Annotated in this window: 12 protein-coding genes; 9 read left to right on the top strand and 3 right to left on the bottom strand. The window is 36.8% G+C overall.

The window, feature by feature from the left end:
- Positions 1 to 2: 2 nt before the first annotated feature.
- A complete protein-coding gene (locus KMW28_RS27725) occupies positions 3 to 1,652 on the bottom strand; it encodes a sulfatase (RefSeq protein ID WP_169665612.1) in 1,650 nt (549 codons plus the stop codon).
- A 630-nt stretch (positions 1,653 to 2,282) separates the two neighbouring features.
- Here KMW28_RS27725 and KMW28_RS27720 point away from each other — a divergent pair.
- The 7 genes from KMW28_RS27720 (at position 2,283) to KMW28_RS27690 (ending at position 11,572) form a co-directional block, all read left to right on the top strand.
- Positions 2,283 to 4,325 (top strand): glycoside hydrolase family 127 protein, encoded by a 2,043-nt coding sequence (locus tag KMW28_RS27720; RefSeq protein ID WP_169665610.1) that lies wholly within the window; start codon positions 2,283 to 2,285, stop codon positions 4,323 to 4,325.
- A gap of 83 nt (positions 4,326 to 4,408) precedes the next feature.
- On the top strand, positions 4,409 to 5,458 hold the full coding sequence (locus KMW28_RS27715; RefSeq protein ID WP_169665608.1) for an L-rhamnose/proton symporter RhaT: 1,050 nt from the start codon (positions 4,409 to 4,411) through the stop codon (positions 5,456 to 5,458).
- 11 nt (positions 5,459 to 5,469) lie between these two features.
- On the top strand, positions 5,470 to 6,618 hold the full coding sequence (locus KMW28_RS27710; RefSeq protein ID WP_169665607.1) for a mandelate racemase/muconate lactonizing enzyme family protein: 1,149 nt from the start codon (positions 5,470 to 5,472) through the stop codon (positions 6,616 to 6,618).
- Positions 6,587 to 8,050 carry an aldehyde dehydrogenase family protein gene (locus KMW28_RS27705; protein WP_169665606.1) on the top strand — a complete coding sequence of 488 codons (1,464 nt, stop codon included), beginning with the start codon at positions 6,587 to 6,589 and terminating at the stop codon, positions 8,048 to 8,050. Before KMW28_RS27710 ends, KMW28_RS27705 begins: the two co-directional genes overlap by 32 nt.
- Before the next feature lie 201 nt (positions 8,051 to 8,251).
- Positions 8,252 to 9,238, top strand: a complete 987-nt coding sequence (locus tag KMW28_RS27700; RefSeq protein ID WP_169665605.1) for a 2-dehydro-3-deoxygalactonokinase — start codon at positions 8,252 to 8,254, stop codon at positions 9,236 to 9,238.
- The gene (locus tag KMW28_RS27695) at positions 9,210 to 9,857 is read left to right on the top strand and encodes a bifunctional 4-hydroxy-2-oxoglutarate aldolase/2-dehydro-3-deoxy-phosphogluconate aldolase (RefSeq protein WP_169665604.1); all 648 of its coding nucleotides are present in this window, start codon (positions 9,210 to 9,212) and stop codon (positions 9,855 to 9,857) included. Before KMW28_RS27700 ends, KMW28_RS27695 begins: the two co-directional genes overlap by 29 nt.
- Before the next feature lie 65 nt (positions 9,858 to 9,922).
- Positions 9,923 to 11,572, top strand: a complete 1,650-nt coding sequence (locus tag KMW28_RS27690; protein ID WP_169665603.1) for a sulfatase — start codon at positions 9,923 to 9,925, stop codon at positions 11,570 to 11,572.
- A gap of 184 nt (positions 11,573 to 11,756) precedes the next feature.
- On the opposite strand, the gene KMW28_RS27685 is transcribed toward KMW28_RS27690, so the two are convergent.
- Positions 11,757 to 12,659 carry a family 16 glycosylhydrolase gene (locus KMW28_RS27685; protein WP_169665602.1) on the bottom strand — a complete coding sequence of 301 codons (903 nt, stop codon included), beginning with the start codon at positions 12,657 to 12,659 and terminating at the stop codon, positions 11,757 to 11,759.
- 232 nt (positions 12,660 to 12,891) lie between these two features.
- Between KMW28_RS27685 and KMW28_RS27680 the strand changes: the two genes are divergently transcribed.
- Positions 12,892 to 16,998: a hybrid sensor histidine kinase/response regulator transcription factor gene (locus tag KMW28_RS27680; protein WP_169665600.1), complete on the top strand. Its 4,107-nt coding sequence runs from the start codon at positions 12,892 to 12,894 to the stop codon at positions 16,996 to 16,998.
- A gap of 61 nt (positions 16,999 to 17,059) precedes the next feature.
- Here the strand turns inward: KMW28_RS27680 and KMW28_RS27675 are convergent, their stop codons facing one another.
- On the bottom strand, positions 17,060 to 18,313 hold the full coding sequence (locus KMW28_RS27675; RefSeq protein WP_169665598.1) for a spondin domain-containing protein: 1,254 nt from the start codon (positions 18,311 to 18,313) through the stop codon (positions 17,060 to 17,062).
- Between the two features lie 262 nt (positions 18,314 to 18,575).
- Here KMW28_RS27675 and KMW28_RS27670 point away from each other — a divergent pair, with 262 nt between their 5' ends.
- The gene (locus KMW28_RS27670; RefSeq protein WP_169665596.1) at positions 18,576 to 20,279 is read left to right on the top strand and encodes a T9SS type A sorting domain-containing protein; all 1,704 of its coding nucleotides are present in this window, start codon (positions 18,576 to 18,578) and stop codon (positions 20,277 to 20,279) included.
- Positions 20,280 to 20,681 lie beyond the last annotated feature (402 nt).

The following is a 20,681-nucleotide window of genomic DNA, read 5'->3' as shown; positions in this document are numbered from 1 at the left end:
TTTTATGATTGTTGTTGAGGCACATTTCCTTTCCATCCTTTATCAAATTGTAGCATAAGTTGTTGCACTAGTTCAGGACGTTCATCGGCAATGTTTTTAGTTTCTTTTGGGTCGTTTTTATGATCAAATAGTTCGATAAAAATAGGGGCTTCATTAGGTGCTTTTCTATTCTTCCAAACGATCATTCTATAATCATTGGTACGCATACTGTACCCCATAATATCATTTTCGAACAAGGCACGATCCCATTCCTCTTTCATCTGATCTTTGATTTCTTGCTCCACCTCTTCGATGAGTGGACCAAAATAAGTTTCTCTCATTCCTTCCGATAAAGGATTCGCCGCCCATTCTCTCAATGCAGGTGTTGGGAACTGACTAAACACCGCTTCTTTCCAAGGTAAGTTTGGTTGACCTAATAATGGAGTAAATGATGTTCCTTCCAAATGTTCAGGCTTTGGCAACCCGGCCATATCACACAAAGTAGGGTACATATCTACCAATTCAACCAGCGCATTTGATGATTGTCCTCTAGTTTTATCGTTTTGGAAAGGACTCCAAACCACTAAAGGGACACGAGTAGCGATTTCGTAGTTAGTTGCTTTTCCCCAAATACCCATTTCGCCTAAGTGGTAACCGTGGTCAGACCAAACCATCACGATAGTATTCTCCAATAATCCTTCTTCTTTAAGGAAGTCCAATACTTTTCCAATTTGAGCATCTACATAACTAGAAGTGGCCAAATAGGCGTGTTTTAATTCTAAAGCCAAGCTATCTGGAATATCACCTTTGTTTGGAATATTGGCTCTTGTTCTAAGCTCAAAAGAAGCATGTAACCCCATAGCCGCACCGTTTTCTGGAGCCGTATTGTTTTCTGCCAATTCAATATCGTTACGGTCGTATAAATCCCAATATTTCTTAGGAGCAATAAAGTTGAGGTGAGGGGCGATATATCCTAATCCCATAAAGAAAGGCTTTTCAGGATCTTCCTCAACAATCTTTTTGATGTTCGCAATAGCTAAATCGGTCACGTATCCATCGATATATTGATTATCGGGAACGTCCATGCATTCGAAAGCTGGACCTAATCCCAATCCGTATTTTGCTTTATCGCCATACTTTTTAATCATGGCCGATTTATTCTTCTTAAAGATCTCTTGATTTTTAGGATCGATATATCCACCAACAAGTCCTTTTAAAGTATTTTTAATTAAGGATTTATCAGGCTTCATCGACCAAGATAAACCTGGATCGTTGTATTTCGCATGATACACTTTGCCACAATTAATTGTAGTATAACCATGGTCTTTAAAATGTTGTGGAAGCGTGATAATATCGGGATTCTCGTCTCTAAAATACGTATAGTTCTCGATCACGTTAATGGTTTCCGGACGAGCACCCGTCATTAAACTAGCTCTAGACGGACTACAAATAGCTTGCTGACAATAGGCTCTATTGAACTGTGTTCCTTGCTTCGAAAGCTTGTCGATATTAGGCGTAATAGCCATACTATTGTCGTAGGAACTCATCTCCGGTCGAAGGTCGTCGATAGAGATAAATAAGATGTTGGGCTTCCTTTTCTGTGCTACTTCTTGTTTGCATGAAGAGAATAAAGAAACGCCACAAACGATGAGTAATAAGAATTTCAATTTCATTTTTTAGTTTGTTTTGTTCGTAGCCAATATCGTGGGGTAAATCAGTTTTGTGAGTGTTGTTGATCAAAAGGATGTTGTTGAAAGTAAATATCAAAAAATCGGTGGGAAGGAGGATAGAAAATTAATTTGAAAGACTAGACTAGAAATGAACATCAAGTAGTTTGTGGGTAGGAGTGATGTGTTTCTAAGTATCGAAATAGTACAATTTTCCAGATTAATTGATGATCATCGAGAAAAAATCAACAAAAAAATCATCACCAATAAAAAATGAGAAAAACGTTGATGTGACTTTAAGTTAAAACGGATAGTTACATAAAAAACAACCTAAAAACCCCCTTAGTATATCTAAATAAATCACTTTTATACTATCATAAACCATGATTTTCTGTTGAATAGGCCGTATTGGTAGCCCAAATTTTCATTATCAATTTTTCACCCCTTTACCCATTGCAACAATTATTTAATGCAAAGAAACCCGCTTCGAACTGTCTCAAATTAATTTTGTGTTGTAGATAATTCTAGATCCCACATCAATAGAATTAAATAGAACAAACAATAAAAATACAATTTATTCAATTTGTTAAGGCAGCTATTCAAAATAGATAATTAACAATAACTCTTATAATAGAAATGAAAAAGTTACTTGCAGTTATTTGTGCAGCAGCGATGGTGAGTACATCGTCGGTAGCACAAGAAAACAAGGGTATCCTTGGACAACAAAATACGAAGCATGTAGAGCTAAAATCCATTAATATCGGAGATTGTAAATGGACAGAAGGTTTTTGGGCAGACAGATTCCATACCGCTGAACACGCAATGGTTCCTTATATGGGTGAGGTGTTGACTGGTGAGGTTGGACATGCCTTAAACAACTTTAAAATTGCAGCCGGATTAAAAGATGGGAAGCACAAAGGGATGCGTTGGCATGACGGTGACTTCTACAAATGGATGGAAGCGGCAATGTATGTATACGCTCAAAACGGTGATGAAAACCTAAGAAAGGAAATCGATAATTACATCGAGATCATCGCTAAAGCACAAGCTGAAGATGGATACCTACAAACGCAAGTGCAATTAAACGATAAAGTGGATCGTTACGAAAACCGTAAGTACCACGAAATGTACAATACAGGTCACTTATTAACGTCGGCTTGTATTCACCATAGAATTACGGGACAAGATAACTTCTTAAATATCGCTATTAAGCATGCAGACCACTTGTATTCTGTATTTAGTACTGGCGAAAGAAGATACGGTCGTTTTGGTTTCAACCAAACTCAAATCATGGGATTGGTAGAAATGTACAGAACTGTCGGCGACGAGAAGTACTTGAAATTAGCGGAGACGTTTATCAATAATAGAGGTACTTATAAAATTGAAGATACACCGGAAACAGTTGGGTATCCTATCGGTGATATGGTACAGGAAAGAGTGCCACTTCGTGAGTCGAAAGAAGCAGTAGGTCACGCTGTATTGGCATTATATTACTACGCAGGTGCGGCCGATGTTGCAGCAGAGACAGGTGAAAAAGCATTAGTAGATGCATTGGATCGCCTTTGGGAAAATGTAACAGACAAGAAAATGTATGTTACAGGTGCGGTAGGTCAGGCACACTATGGTGCATCGACTTCTAAGGATAAAATCGAAGAAGGTTTTATCGATGCTTACATGATGCCGAACACAACAGCATATAACGAGACTTGTGCCAACGTTTGTAATTCTATGTTCTCTTACAGAATGTTAGGTTTACACGGTGAATCTAAATATGCTGATATTATGGAATTGGTATTATTCAACTCTGGTTTATCAGGTATTTCGATCGAAGGTAAAGACTACTTCTACTCTAATCCATTAAGAATGGTGGATGGTGCTAGAGAGTATGGTGAATCGAATACAAATACAGAAACTCCTCATAGAGAACCCTATTTAGAATGTTTCTGCTGTCCTCCAAACATTGTGAGAACGGTAGCAAAATCGTCGAACTGGGCGTACAGTTTATCTGAAAATGGGATATCAGTGAATCTTTATGGAGGAAACAGATTAGAAACTAAATTAGAAGATGGATCAACTTTGATCTTAAACCAAGTAACGAATTACCCTTGGGAAGGTCTAGTGAACATCACGGTAGAGAAAGCAAAGAAAAAGCCTTTCGATATGATGTTCAGAATTCCAGATTGGGCATATGGAACTACGGTGAAAGTTAATGGTGAAGCTGTAGATGCTAAAGTAAAAGCGGGAGAGTTTGCAGTAATTAATAGAACTTGGAAGAAAGGAGACATCATTACGATTGATATGCCAATGGAGGTGACTTTAGTAGAGGCCAATCCGTTAGTAGAGGAAGCGAGAAATCAAGTAGCTGTTAAACGTGGACCAATTGTGTACTGTGTAGAAACACCAGATCTACCTCAAGATACTAAGATCTTGGACATCTATGTGAAAGGTGGTTCTGATTTTAAAGTAAACTACAACAAAGATCTATTAGGAGGTGTGGCTACAATTGAAGCACCTATGTTGATTAGAAATGATCATAAGATTGAGTCGAGTATGTACTCTAAAGTAAGCAAGCCAGATTTTAAAGACGCTAAAATCAAAATGGTACCTTACTTCTCATGGTCAAATAGAGGACAATCAGAAATGACTGTTTTCTTACCAGTGATCTGGAATAACTTATAATCTAGTAGGGACGTTGCATTGCAACGTCCTTTCTAGGTATTAAATCAATTACTCATCTGAGTTGAGCTTATAAATAAACAACAATGAATACTTTAGCTATTGTCTTAATCTTATGTGCCTCATTTTTTCAGGGTACATTTGGGTTAGGAATGAAACATATCGCTCCCGTTAAATGGGAGAATTGGTGGATCGTTCACGCAACGGTGGCAATGATTGCTTTCCCAATGATCTGGTCTTACATCGCAGTACCAGAAACATTTACTATTATCTCTGAGACGGCAACAAACGTCTTATTTATGGCAATGTTATTTGGCTTTCTTTGGGGGATAGGTGGTATTCTATTCGGTGTATCAGTAGAATACACTGGTGTGAGTATTACTTACGGTATCGTTATGGGTCTTGCTGCTTCGGTAGGCTCTTTGATTCCGATGTTCCAAATGGAAGAACTGCCAGCCAATTTTAATATAGTATTAGTAGGTGTTGCTTTCTTACTTGTGGGTGTTGGTATTACTGCCATAGCCGGGGTAAAAAGAGATAAAGTACAAAATGCAGTTGCTGAAGAAGAAGTAGAGGAAGATGGAGATGTGCTAGTAGCTGCTCCTCCGAAAACAGCTCCTAAAAAATCGATCAAGACAGGTGTTGCTATTGCTGTTACAAGTGGTGTTTTATCTGCTTTGTTAAACGTAGGTTTCTCTAATGCTTTGCCGGTAGCAGAATTGGCATCAACGAAATATGGAGCAAATCCAACAGATGCTAGTTTGGTCGCTTGGGTAGTGGTACTTATCGGTGCCTACATTATGAATGCAGGTTTTGCCTTATTCAAAATGGCATCGAATAACACTTTTGGATCATTTAAAGTAGCAGGAGGCAAGAAAGCATATTTCTGGTCAGTAGCCGCTGGTTTATTCTGGTTTGCTGCCTTGGGAGTATACGGTCAAGGAGCCGCAGCCATGGGCGATTTAGGCCCTGTAGTCGGTTGGCCAATGATGTTGGGTATCTCTCTAATCGTGAGTAATGTATGGGGTTACCGTTCTGGAGAGTGGAAGAATGCAAGTGGACCATTTAAGATATTATTAGGTGGTTTGGGTGTGTTGATCTTTGCGATCTGTGTGTTGGGGTATGCGAATGCTTAAAAAATAAGAAAATGAAAATAATAGATATTCAACCTTTTGTATTGTCACAGGACTTAGAAACACCGTTTTTCTTTTCCCAGTGGCACTACGCCTCACGTAAAATCTGTTTGGTGAAAATCACCTTGGAAGACGGAACATACGGATGGGGAGAAGGTTATGGCCCTGCGGATATGATCAAGCAGGGGATAGAGTTTTTCAAACCTTTCGTGATTGGCGAGAACGTTTTGGAAAACGAAAAAATTTGGCAAGTGATGTACCTAAGATCACTTGATTTTGGTAGAAGTGGCATCTTTAACGCGGCAATCTCAGCCATCGATTTAGCGATTTGGGATTGTAAAGGGAAGGTGTTGAACCAACCTGTTTCAGTATTGCTTGGAGGCGTAAAGAATCCAGTAATTCACCCATATGCTACAGGCTTCTACTTTACAGATTCACCAACCTTGGATGATGATCTAAGAAAAGAAGCTGAATTCTACAAAAGAAGTGGCTTTAAAGCAGCAAAAATGAAAGTAGGTTTGGGTCTTGAAAAGGACTTGCATTATGTAAATCTGCTTAAAGAAGCACTGGGTGATGATGTGAAATTAATGATCGATTCCAACCATGCTTACAATTATAGAGAAGCATTGGAATTGGCTAAAAAGATTGAGCATCTGAATATTGGTTGGTTTGAGGAGCCGGTTCACCCTGAAGACTACAACGGTTATAAAAAGCTAAAGGAGAACACGACAATTCCAATTGCTGGTGGTGAGTGTGAATATCATAAACACGGTTTCAAACGACTGTTTGATAACGATTGTGTGGATATTGCCCAACCTGATATTGCAGCCACAGGTGGTCTGACAGAAGCAAAACGTATTGCGGCTTTGGCATCAGCTTACCATAAAGATATTGTACCTCATTCATGGGGAACATGGATTGCGATCAGTGCTGCCGTGCATTTTGTGGGTAACCTAGATAAAAACCCAGGCAGAATGTACATGGACGCACCAATGATTGAATTGGATCGCACAGAAAATCCATTGAGAGACGATGTAACGGTACCAAGCATCGAAGTGATCAATGGTGAAATAAAAGTACCTAACACTCCAGGTTTAGGTGTAGAAGTAAACGAAGAATTCCTAGAAAAATATGCAATCGACAGTAGAAAAGAGTTTGCTTAAATTCGGAAGCAAAAAATTATATATCGACGGAGCGTTTGTAGACGGCTCCAACCGTGATACATTTATGGCTTTATGTCCACACGACAATCAGCCAATATGTGAAATCGCTCAAGCGACAAAAGAAGACACGCTTCGTGCTTTGGATGCTGCAGAAGCGGGTTTCAAAGTATGGTCGAATACTCCCTTAGAGGAGCGTTTAGAAAAAGTACTTCAACTTCGTGAGAAGATGCTGGAGAACGGCGATCGTCTAAGAGAAGCAGTTTGTCATGAAATGGGTAAAACTTGGGAGGCAACAGGAGAAGACCTTCAGAGTATTACGGATTCCTTAGAATTCTATGCCCATGAAATGAGAATCAAGGAGAACTTTACTATCGATGACCGTGCGGGCACTCACTCCCATAGAATGGTGTATCAACCATTGGGTGTTGTAGCAGCTTTCCTCGCTTGGAACTTCCCATTGTTGAACCTTGGTTTTAAACTAGGTCCGGCATTGGTTACAGGATGTTCGATCGTGATCAAAGCATCAGAATCATCGACCATTTCCTCATTAATTATAGCAGAACTAGCCCACGAGGTAGGTTTCCCTAAAGGTGTAATTACAGTACTTTGTGGTGACCGTAAAAATGTGGGAATCCCATTGTGTGAAAGTACAATACCTCGTTTAATTACGATGATTGGCTCTACTTTTACTGCCCAAAAACTAATAGAACAATCGGTGAAAACATCGATTAAACGATACTCTATGGAATGTGGAGGTAATGCTCCATTTATTCTGTTCAACGATGGCAATATGGAAGATGCTTTGGGCATCACCAATGCCATCAAGTTTGGAGGAAACGCAGGTCAGGTTTGCGTAGCACCAAACAGATTCTTCATTCAGGAAGGAGTATATGATGAATTCATCACCAGACTAACTGATAGTGCAAAGACAGCAAAACTAGGATTCTTCCAGGAAGAAGGTATCAATATGGGACCGCTTGCCAATAAAGCACAAGTGAAATCCGTACAACACTTTGTAGATGAGTGTGTGAGAGAAGGAGGAAAGATCCTAGCAGGTGGACATAAGATCGAAGGTGAAGGAAATTACTTTGCTCCAACAGTGATCGAGATGGAAAACCGTCAGGCAGGTATCCTTCAGCATGAGGTCTTCGGTCCCGTTTGCGTAGTAATGAAATTCAACTTGTTGGAGGAAGTGATTGAGCTATCGAATGATTCTACTGCTGGTTTAGCTTCTTACGTATTCACAGAAGACGAGGAGTTATTGGAGACAGTAGCGATGTCGTTGGAATTTGGTGAAGTACAACAAAACGGTGTGAAATACGATATCAACTTGCCTCACTTAGGAGTGAAAAACAGTGGTATTAGTATGGACTGTTCGAAGTTCGCTTTGGATGACTATTTGGTGCTGAAGCGTATCTCTAGAAAGTTGTAAATGAAGATAGTGTGGTCCAATAAGAGAGGTTTCAACCTCTCTTAAAAAATGATTGAAAAGTCTGTTTCAAGAAATAAAAAAGTTCTTGCAACACACTAGAAATCAACTCATATCCTTAACGATAGGTTTCAACCTATCGCTACTCGGTAGATATACAAACCACATTCATTTATCACTGACATTTCAAGTAAATAACAGTAGATGAAACAGCCAAAACATTTTGTAAGTTGTGATTGGGGGACCTCCAATTTCCGCATCCGTTTGATTGATTTTGATACTTTGGAAGTGATCAAAGAACACAAAACGGAGATGGGAGTGAAGAAGTTGTATCAACAGTTTCTATCAAGTGAAAGTGAAGATCAGCAAGCTTATTTTTCGAAGTATCTGATTTCGCAACTTACTAAAGTAACAGATTTAACAGAGCAAATAGTAATTGTCGCTTGTGGTATGATTACTTCATCGATTGGGCTTAAAGAATTATCCTATTCAGAAGTTCCTTTTGAGAATGAATCTCTAAATATTGAAAAGTTACAACTAACGGAAAACATCGATCTTTTATTGATTTCTGGAGTGAAAACAACAGAAGACGTCATGAGAGGAGAAGAGGTGCAAGCGTTAGGAATGACAGAATTTTTAGAGGAGGATTGTTATCTCTTACTTCCGGGAACCCACAGTAAGCATTTACTTTTTAGTGAGGGACAATATCAAACATTCAGGACGTTTATGACGGGCGAATTGTTCGAGTTGATTTCTTCACAAAGCATATTGAAAGACTCTATTCAGAAGGTCGATTTTACCGATGAAGCCAAGAAATCCTTCGTTGAAGGTGTTCGAAAAGGCATCAATGGGTGGCTAACAAGCTCTTTATTTTCCATTCGGGCTAAACAAGTGCAGAATCAGTCAGCTTTGGGTAAAATTGAGGAAGAAATTAAAACATCAAACTTCTACCTTTTGAGCGGTTTATTGATTGGGGATGAACTTTCTTATTTGAAAGATCAGAAACTACCGATTAAGATGGCAGCTTCGGGTGTATTATCACTATTGTATACCGAGGCACTGAAGGTTTTAGAAGGGGTAGATTTCCAAACTTTTGAAGACGGAGTTCTAGAATACTCATTGATAAACGGTCAGAAATTAATCTTAAAAAATTATATAGAAAATGAGTACTTTTTCAGCGCAGAAGTTTAGAGCATTACCAGTTGTAGGTATCCTTAGAGGAATTGACAAACAGACGATCGACAGAATCGTTCCATTATACATTGGTGCAGGATTCACCACATTAGAAATCACAATGAACTCGGAAGGAGCGACAGATTTGATTGCTTATGTGGCCGAAAAATATCCTGAAATTAATGTAGGTGCAGGTACAGTTTGCGATTTAAATGATCTTGAAAAAGCATTAGCGGCAGGCTCTCAATTTATTGTAACACCTATCTTGGACGAAGAAGTTATTCGTAAATGTAAGTCTTTAGATGTTCCGGTATTCCCTGGATCATTTTCGCCTACAGAAATCTATAAAGCGTGGAAGGCAGGTGCAACAGCAGTTAAAATCTTCCCTTATACTCAGTTTAAAGTAGGGTATATGAAAGATGTGAAAGCACCATTAAACGAAATTGAATTACTTCCTACAGGAGGTGTTGGTGTAGAAAACATCGCCGAATTTTTTAAAGGAGGAGCATACGGTGTAGGTATGGGAGGATCTTTATTCCCTAAACATTTGATGGCAGAAGATAAAGCGGATGAATTGAAAGCACACTTCGAAGCCATAGCAAATGCATACTACTCTACTGTTCCCCAAGAAGTGTAGAAATATATTCTTGTAGTGTCGTTGCAATGCACCGTCACTGCGGGAATTTTATAATGAAAATATAAATGAAATATAAATTCATATTAATTCCTTGCTTACTCTTCTCTATTTTTTCTTGTAATGAAAAAGTAGCAAGCAAAAAATCTAACAAATTAGAAAAGCCAAACGTCATCTTTATTTCATTCGATGATCTTCGACCAGAAATGGGAACGTATGGTTCTAAATTAGCCATTACTCCAAACATCGACCGATTGGCGAGTCAAGGATTACAATTCAATAAGGCCTATTGTCAACAAGCCATCTGTAGTCCATCAAGAGCTAGTTTAATGACAGGGGCTCGTCCAGAAACGATTAACGTAATAGAGAATTACACTTATTTTAGAGACGAAAACCCAGACATTTTAACGCTACCTGAACACTTCAAAAACAATGGTTATGAGACCATCAATTGTGGTAAAGTGTATCATGGAAAATACAACGATCCGGGAAGGTCATGGTCGAAAGAGCCTGATTATGCAAGTTTACCCTACGAAGTGAAAACGTTGGTAGAGCAATACGTGGATCCGGACAACAAAAAGATCTTTGCAGAAAACAAGGCAAAGATGTTGAAGAAATACAAAAAACAACATGGTTTAGGCATGGGTCCAGCCTATGAGTGTGTTGATGTAGAAGACAACGCTTATATCGATGGAGTAAATACTGATATGGCTGTCGACATCATCAAAAAGCACAAAGATGGCGATAAACCTCTCTTCTTGGGATTAGGTTTTGTGGCGGCTCACTTAGACTTTTTAGCACCAAAAAAATATTGGGACCTTTATGATGAGGATAAAATCACTTTATCCAATCAACATACAGGTCCATTAAACGGAGCACCAATGGGATTGCATGCGTCTTTCGAAATGAGAGTACGTTCGAATATTCCAAAATACGGAGCATTTCCCGATAGTTTAGCACGCACACTTAAGCATGGTTATTTAGCCACCGCTAGTTATATCGATGCACAAGTTGGTAAAGTATTGAAGGCATTGGAAGAAAAAGACATGTTGGACAATACTATCGTGATGCTTTGGTCTGATCATGGTTACCACTTAGGGGAAATGGGCATATGGGCAAAAGCAACAAATTACGATATATCTACACGAGTACCGTTAGTGGTTTGGACGCCCAATCAAAATGATAAAAGCAGAGGCATGAAGTCCGATGCTTTGGTAGAATTGGTGGATATGTACCCTACATTGTGTGATTTAGCAGGTTTAGAAAAACCGTCGCATTTAGAAGGACAATCCTTCGCTCCATTGTTAGAAAATCCAACAATGGAATGGAAGTCTGCAGCTTTTTCCCTTTTCCCAACGCCAGCTTTAAGAGAGTGGGCAGCAAATCCGTTATCAAAAGGAATGCGTGAGTCGTATTTCGGTCCATTAATCGAAGATGTGGAAGAAAGAATCATTAATGTGATGGGTGATAAGTGGGATAGAGAATTTTTCGAAAACTACCTCATGGGCTATTCTATGAAGACACAACGCTACAATTTTGTCGTGTGGAGAGATCGTAGAGACACAACAGCAGAACCGATTTTTATCGAATTATACGATCACGAGAAAGATCCTAAAGAAACAGTGAATATTGCCGAGCAAAATCCAGAATTGGTTTCTGAATTAATGGAACAGTTCAATAGAGGATGGGAAGGTAATACAGCAAAAATAGCATTATGATGTGTACTTCAAGTTTATAACCATAGCAATAAATTTCAAATACCATACAACAAAAAAAGGCATCCAATTTGGATGCCTTTTTTTAATCTTCTTAGACACTTACGTCTAAATCTTTTTGAAATGAAATGATTCTATTATTACTAACTATATGTATTTGATTCTATGACTAATCATAAATAGGTGATTACAATTCTTTCTTTTGCCAAACTCTGATATACTCGATCTCATAAAATGAAGGTAGATCGCTTTCAGAAGGCAAACCAAAATAAGGGACAGTTTCTGCATTAGCCCATATTTCTATAGGTTCTGTCAGAAGATTTTTGTTGCCTAAATCATCATAATCCGCTTCAAAAATCAATTGTCCATCGACAAAATATTTAATTCCATTCTCATCCCACTCACAGCCATACACATGAAATTTACTGATGCTATCTGTGGCCTCTAATGGATAATTAAATATCTTCTTTTTGTTTAAATCGTTGCTGTTTTCTAAACTGTAGATCGACATATTGTAATGTTTGTCAGATCTCTTTTTATAAAACTTTGGAGCACCCACTTGTTCGAATAATTCAAATTCAGAGTATTTGTTTCTACCTCCAAATGAACTACTTACTGTGGAAAGAGCCGCTTTCGATTTAATTTCCATATATCCATATAGAAATTTATTTTTACTTACTATTCCGCCTGTAGTGACGTTCTCATAGGATCTACCATTAAATTTTTCTTGAGAAAAATCGAATTGAGGTTCCCATTTTGTTTCTATAACTAACTTACCATTATCAAGGTAAGTATTGCTTCCATTAAATTGGGCAGGGGCACTTCCTTTCCATAAATGATATTCATTGTTCTTTCCTTGAATAAACCATTTATTGGAATCCAATACACTGTTATCAAACTCATCACTTAATTCGGATATCAAAGTCCATTTATCTTCTTCATTTTGTGATAATGTTAAGGGTAAAAGCGTATTCGTATTTTTATTTAAAAGTTGAGCTTGTTCGTTTTTTACAGGTACTTGACTGCATCCAAACATGAAACCCACCGCCACTAAATATTTTTTATACATACCATTGATACTTTCGACCAACTTTTTGTTTTATTTAGTCGCAATTTATTAGGTGATTTTATTATATTGTTCCTCAATTTTAACAAGATTATGGTAAAAAATAGTCCTATTCCATTTTTTACTGATAGTAGATAAATTATGCTTGGTTTTCGTTAATATTGATGAAACTGCATTCATTTAGATATCTTTTTTTTGTTTTGATTTTTATATTTATCGACAACGAATTCAGGTTAACTACATAACTACCCTAATAGTGATTATTGATTATCAACTTAATATCCGTCGATTTACGGCTTTATTTTTAGTCTTATTTTTCTTTATCAGTTCAATTGGATTTGGACAGACAAATCACCTTGGTATTAACATTACGAAGCACATCACCTATAATGAGGGATTGTCTCATTTTGGCGTGACTGCATTGGAAGAAGATGCTTCTGGATTGATTTGGGTAGGTACATTTAAAGGATTGAATAAATATGATGGTTATGAATTTAAAACTTACTACGAACAAGATTATCCAGGTTTAGTAAGTAATAGAATTACAAAGTTGTTTAAAGATGAATCAAATAATCTCCTTATTGGAACAGAAAAAGGCATTTCTATTTATTACCATCAGTTGGATTCTTTTTCAAGTATTTTAGAGAAAGAAGAATCAAAAACATCAATTTCTAACTTTTATATTCAAGATTTTTCTGAAACGAGTAATTACATCGCCTGCTTAACAAGAAGCGCAGAGGTGATTTTACTTGATAAATACAATTATTCAGTCCTTAAAGAATGGAAACCGACATCGATTCTAAATCAAAAATTAATTGCGAGTAATATTACCTCTTTAGGTAAAGATGATGTGTTAATTACCACTAATAATGGACTTTACTTATTAAATCTTAAAAGTGGTGATTATCAATTAGTAGGTGATGAATATGTGAATTATACTGTAGACGCTACTTTTGATGGTTATAAAAATATTTATGTCCTGAGTTATAAATCGTTATATATCTTTAGATACGACCAAGAAACTAGGAAATTAGAGTGGGTGAATACCATTTTAAAAGAACAATATTACTCTAAAGTTCAATTAAGTCCAGAAGGTATTTTATGGTTGATGAAAGAAAATAATGAGATAGCCATGATTACGGATCCTCAGTATTTTAAGAACATCAATCAGCATTTAATTAAATATACTTTTTCAGAAGATTTTACCCGTCTAAGTAGCCTGTTGATTACCAAAAGTGGGGGTTGGATAGGAAGTTTTAATCAAGGTGTTTTTCAGTTTTTAAGTGAAAATAGAGCTTTTCAATATTCGGCCTTGAAAGGGAATGTGGTAGATAATTCTTCTAGTCAGGTCGTAAACATTTTCGCTTACGATGATAATGAAGTATATGTAACTCTTAACTCCAACTTCAATAAGTTATTTGATATTGATAAAGGTACTTACAAGCGATTTGAACAACCATCGATCAATAATCAGATAATTACTAGAGTACTCAAAGACCAAAGGGGACAGATTTGGGGAGGCAGTAGACGAAATGGAATCTTTAAGAAAAAGAACATTAATTCCCCTTGGAAATTAGTCAGTAACAAAGATTTTAAATGGTTCGCAAACGAAGGGACTAGAGCGATTGCAGAAGACAAATATGGCGATATATGGTTGGCAGGTTTAGATGCTTTTTACCGTTTGAAATTAGATGAAAATGGAGAATTAAATCGTATAAGTACCATAAAAAAATTGGGTAATATTCCATATGACATCAATTTTAATGTAAATGTGATTTATCCTGATCCATTGGAAGATTGTATTTGGTTGGGTACATCAAATAATGGTTTGATAAAACTAAATTATACTCCCGAAGAAATTGATAATGATGGAATTATTTCATTCACAAATAACCCTAACGATAGTTGTTCGATATCAGGGAATGATGTCACTTGTATCCAAAGATTACCGAATAAAGAAATTTGGATTGGAGTGCTAGAAGGCGGCATCAATCAGTTAAGAAAAGAACAAGGAAAGTATTGTTTTGATCGCTATTCTGAAAAAGATGGTTTAGATGATAATGATGTGATGACCTTTCAATTCGATATGAGAAATCATTTATGGATTGCAACAAATAAAGGGATCAATCAATTTGATACTAAGACGAAATCATTTACCAATTACACCAGTAAAGATGGTTTAGTACCTGCTTCTTTTGAGGTGGTTTCGACAAAGTTAAAAAGTGGTTTGATGATCTTTGGTGGGAATAACGGGATCTGTTACTTCCAACCGGAAAGGGTAAATGTATCTCAGGAAACGCCAAAATTATTATTTGGTGATCTAAAAATACATAATCAAAAAGCAGGGATCGGAGAGCAGGAAGTACTACAAAAACCATTAGAAGATACCAACGAAATCACTTTAAATCACGATCAAGGATCGATTTCCATAGAGTTGATTTCACTTCATTTTGGTAACTCCAATACTCATGGATTGAGGTATCGATTGCTACCCAAAGAAACCTCTTGGTTTGTGACGACCTCCAATAATAAGTTAGCTACTTATAGTTTATTGCCTCCAGGAGAATACAATTTTGAGGCACAAACATCGAATGCTCAAAATGAATGGTCAACACCAAAGCATCTAAAAATTATCATCAAACAAGCTTGGTGGAAAACCAAATTGGCTAAAAGTATTTATTTTCTTATCGCAGCTATCTTAATTATCGCTATCATGGTGGCGATCATCCGATTTAAATCATTAGAGTACAAACTTCAGATTGAACATGTAGAGAAGAATAAACTGAAAGAATTAGATGCCGCCCGCTTGAAGATGTTCATGAATATTTCTCACGAATTTAGAACGCCTCTAACACTCATCAATGGACCAATTAATGTGTTGAAAAATATGTTTGAAAATAACAAAGATGCTTTCCAACATATTGATTTGATACAGAGACAATCGAAGAAAATGTTCCAATTGGTGGAACAAGTGCATGAGGTGAGGAAAGCAGATCAAAACCTATTAAAACTTACACCTGAAAGCTTCGAATTCACTTATTTTATTAGCGATATTAAAAGAGATTTTGATCAGTTAGCCAATGATACGGGTAAGAAGTTGATTCTGAATGGAGAGGCCAATAAAATAGAGCTGGTTGCTGATGCTAAAAAGCTGGAAGTAGTCATCAATAACTTATTGAATAACGCATTTAAGTTTACAAAAGAAGGTGATTCTATCTTCATCAATTATAAAGTAAAGAAAGGAACAATTTTTCTTTCTGTGGAAGATACCGGGGTAGGTATATCAAAAGAAGATCAAAAAAATATATTCACTCGTTTCTATCAATCAGAAACCAAAGAAGTCTATTCTGTAGGTTCAGGAATTGGTTTAGAATTATCTAAAATGATTGTTGAACTACATGGAGGTAAAATTCAGGTGAGTAGCGAAATCGGGAAAGGAACAAAATTCTCAGTGGAATTGCCTGTGAATGCCAAGCGTTTGGAAGCAATCGAGGAGACCCGTCAACAAGAAATTATTGATACGGAGACTCACGAGCAAAAGCAAAGAGTGATCGATAAAAGTTTTGATCTTTCTTCTATTGTGAAGGGGAATCAGAATAAAGATATGCATATCTATTATGCAGAAGATAATATCGATCTGAGAAACTTCGTGGTCAATATCTTAGGTCAGATTTATAAAGTCACTTCTTTTAAAAATGGTCAAGAACTAGCCAATGCATTGGATAAAGAATGGCCTGATGTAGTTTTAAGTGATATCATCATGCCTGAGATGGATGGTTTAGAATTGTGTAAACTGATTAAAGATGATGTGAAAACAGGACATATTCCAGTGATTTTGTTGACATCAAAATCTTCTTCTGATGCTAAAATTGAAGGTATGGAAGTAGGGGCAGATGCTTACATCACCAAGCCATTTGATATGAAACACTTAGTAGCTACTCTCGAAAGTGTTTATAAAAATAGGAAGAAGATTCAAGATCGTTTTCAATCAGAAGTTCCACTTCCGTTAGTGAAAACAGAACAATCGGATACCGATAAGGAATTTTTAGAGCGTTTATATAAGCTTTTAGAAAAGAACTTGACGAACGAAAACATCGATTTAGAAGAGTTCTCTAAAGAACTTTATATGAGTAGAAGTCAGTTTTTCAGAAAAGTGAAGGCTTTAACAGATTCTACGCCTCAGGATATCATCAGAACCTATAAACTAAAGAAGGCGGCTGCTTATCTTTTAAATAAAGAAAACTCTGTGAATGATGTGATCATCATGACAGGCTTTAAGAGTAGAACTCACTTTAGTAAGTTGTTTAAAGATCATTATGGAGTGACTCCTGGAAAATATGCATCCTCTATAGAAGATAATTAAAGGAAAAGGCCATTTCAAATATTTATGAAACGGCCTTTTTGCTATTATTCTATATGGAAAATTAATTTGCAGTGATGGTCACTCTTACCATTTGCGAAAGATCGGGAACATTGGAACTCAAATCGTTCTCGATGCTAACAACTCCATTCTCGTCCATACCAGAATTAGCACTAGGTTGTCTTGGCGCTTGATAGTTACCTGCACCTGCATATTCATCCAATTCAGTTCCAGAATCAAATACCATTAGGCTATTTGTAATGTCTCCAGTTAAAGGTGTTGATCCATTGTATAATTTCAAGTTATCGAAACCTATAAACCAATCATTCGACTGTACTAACATAGTTGCTAGGGATAAATAATCACCTTCTTCAGCAGTGAAAGTAAAAGAATACGATTGATTCGGGAATATTGGGGCAGGGCTATCACCTTGATCAGGAGTATTGAAATGCATAGCAAAACCGGAAGCATTTCCATCTTCAGCTAAAGCCATTAAAGCTTCTGTTGATGTTTGACCTAGCATAAATAATTCATTTGTCTTACCTACCGAATAAGCACCAGGAGCAAAAGGAGAAACCAATCCAGAATTGTCGCCTAAAGTGGTATTGAAACCTTCCAGGTTGCCATCTTCTGCTAACCCTTCTAAATTACTACTTGCCGTTGCACCATCTTTGAATAATGGATATTGACCGCTTGAGTGTACTACCCACGATCCCGGAGCAAAAGGACTTGCCAAAGAAGCTGTATTCGATTTATTTTCTACTGTAACTGTAAACAAAGTACCGCCATCGTGAGCAATTGATACTTTAATGACATCAGATAGTGTCGGATACGTGTAACCGTCATTTACCATTGAAAGTAGTTGAATGGTTCCGTTTTCCGCAGTACCCGTATTTGGACCTGACTGTCTTGGTGCTTGATCAGCACCCACACCGGGCTCTTGATTTACTTCCGTACCGGCATCCCAATAGTAGAATTGAGAAGTAATATCTCCTGTTACTGCATTGCCATCACTATCATAAAGAGCAATACCAGCATCAGATGGAGCGTAGAATAAATCGTTAGACTGAACAAACATGGTCGCAAAGTTCAGATAATGCCCTTTTCCAGCATTAAAACTGAAGCTTTCTGAGTTTCCTGGAGTAATTAGTCCAGTACTTCCGTAAGCAAAGAAATCTTTTCCCTCAGCAATGTTTTCTATGGTTACTGTAAATTCATTAGCAGCTGGAAGGTTAACAGGATCATCATTTTCGTCGTCTGAACAAGCTGTAAACATAAAAATACTTAGGACGATAAATAGGAGTTGAATAGTTTTCATTATAAATGAGTGTTTAAAAAATTCATCCATTATTAGAATGAATTAAGAGAGTGATTTACAATTGGATTAAGTCGTTGTGTTGGATAATACAAGTTTAACAATACAATTCTCCCCCAAATGTGAAGTAGCTCACATTCGACAGAATTTTAGGTAAATACCTGTTTAAATATTCATTATTTAGGTTAATTTTGATGAATTACTTCAAGTATTGAGCAGTTAATTTTGTGAGATACTAAACAACAGAAGTAAAAACAGCTAGAATATGAGATTTTTATTCTTGGGTATAATTGCCCTGTTATCAATACAACCAACATTCGCACAAATTAACCCAGTATCTGATCCAGAAAATGCTGATGGGTGGATTCTAAATAAATGGGCAAGCGACGAATTTAATGGAACAGAGTTAAATAAAACGAAGTGGTGGATTTTAGGTGAGAATAACGATTACCGAACAAAATGGAAAGGTAGAGCCCCTGGTCAGTTTGCTCCTCACAATGTAATAGTTAAAGATGGTCATTTGATTTTAAGAAGTCAGTGGGAGCCAACATTCGATTTTGCTCCTGAAAAGAATGACGATGTTTATTATGGTGGTTCATCTACAGCGGCTGATTTAAGTAAACCTATCACTCAAGCTTGTATTATGAGTGAAACTTTCTTTCAGTATGGTTATATGGAAATCAAATGTAAAATAGCCGATGCTCCAGTAACCTCTGCATTTTGGACGACGGGTTATCATAGTGAAATTGACATGGTCGAGAACTATGGAAAAAGACCCATTGGTAATCCTGAGAATACTCCAGAAAATTTAGAATATAAATACAGAACCAACCTGATTAGTTGGGATCCAGACAGAGCCGCCGATCATGAAGAATGGAAGGTAGAAGAAGTAATGAAAGAGCGTTTAGCAAGTGATTTCTTTATTTACGGTTTTGAATGGGATAAAAACTTTATGAAGATCTATTTCAATGGTCATTTAATCAAATCTGTGACTAAAGAAGAGTTAGAAGCAAAAGATCAGTGGAAATACGATTACCCTCAAGAAATTTGGTTGGATTCCGAAGTATTCTCTTGGTATGGACTGCCAAATCAAGCAGATTTAGAACAACCTGCTGAGTTTATCATAGATTATGTAAGAATTTGGCAAAAGGAAGAAACCCATTCATTCTTTGATGCACTAAGTTTCGAAGGACCGTTTCATTTTCAAGGTAGAAGTGTGAATTGGTGGTCGTCTGCTGCATCAAAATGGAGAATGAAAGACGATAAGGCTTTATCTGGAAAATTTAGTTTAAGATATGAGAATCAAGCTCCTTATTCAGGAAATTACTCTGTATTCTCTCCTTACGGTTCCATCAATTTACCTGCAGGTGATAATGAATTGACTTTCCATCTATTTATTGATGAAAATACCACAGTTGATAACATCGAATTTGTCTTCAATAATCCATGGTTGGTAAAAGTCGTTGATATTTCTGCCCTTGAAAAAGGAAAATGGGTAGAGGTGAAGGTGCCTTTCAACAGATCATTTGATTCTAACCCGAGCTTGATCAACGGCGACAGATTACAAATTCGTATTCAGTCATCTGATATTAAATCTGATAATGCTTTACTATTTATAGATGATATTTCATTCTTAAATGATAATCAGGGAGATTTCCCCGAATATCCTTTCCCAGACGATGAATATCCTGAACAAGAATATCCAGATAACGACCATCCGACTGATTTAGGATCTAATAGCAAAGTAGATTGGAAAGTATATCCTAATCCAACATCAGATATTTATTCTGTAGAATCTTTAATTAATGGTTCTCTCAAATTATTCGATTTATCTGGAGCATTACTTCATACAGTTCAAAAAGAGAAAGGCATCATTAAGATAGATGTCAAAGATCTACCGAAAGGTATTTATGTTTTGGCATTTGAAACGTTGAATGAAGTGGTAACGAAGAAGGTGGTGAAGGAGTAAGCTTAGAAAAATTAATTTCATCAGAAGTTCAATAATCATCTGATGATACATATACTCTACATATATGTTTGCCCACGGTTGATCCGTGGGTTTTTTTATCCCTGAATTTGTGAGGACGTTGCAATGCAACGTCCGTACAGGATATTTTTTATAGAAATTATACAACAATATTTTAATGAGGTAATTTGTACGGACGTTACATCGTAACGTCCCAACGAACCATCAGCTAAACCAATTAATTAGTCTTTTAAACCACCAAAAACTCAACTTTCCCTCAAATGTATTTTTACGTGTCACAAATGAAACCTTTTGTTTTTGGCTCATATAGGCTGTTTTGATACGCAAAATGACACGTATTCCTACATTTTTGATACGCTTTACATACACAACATATTTTATAAG

It is taken from the genome of Flammeovirga yaeyamensis (assembly GCF_018736045.1).
In the GTDB taxonomy this organism is placed as follows: Bacteria; Bacteroidota; Bacteroidia; order Cytophagales; family Flammeovirgaceae; genus Flammeovirga; species Flammeovirga yaeyamensis.
The sequence above is the reverse complement of the archived record's forward strand: the minus strand, read 5'-3'. Positions and strand labels throughout refer to the sequence as shown.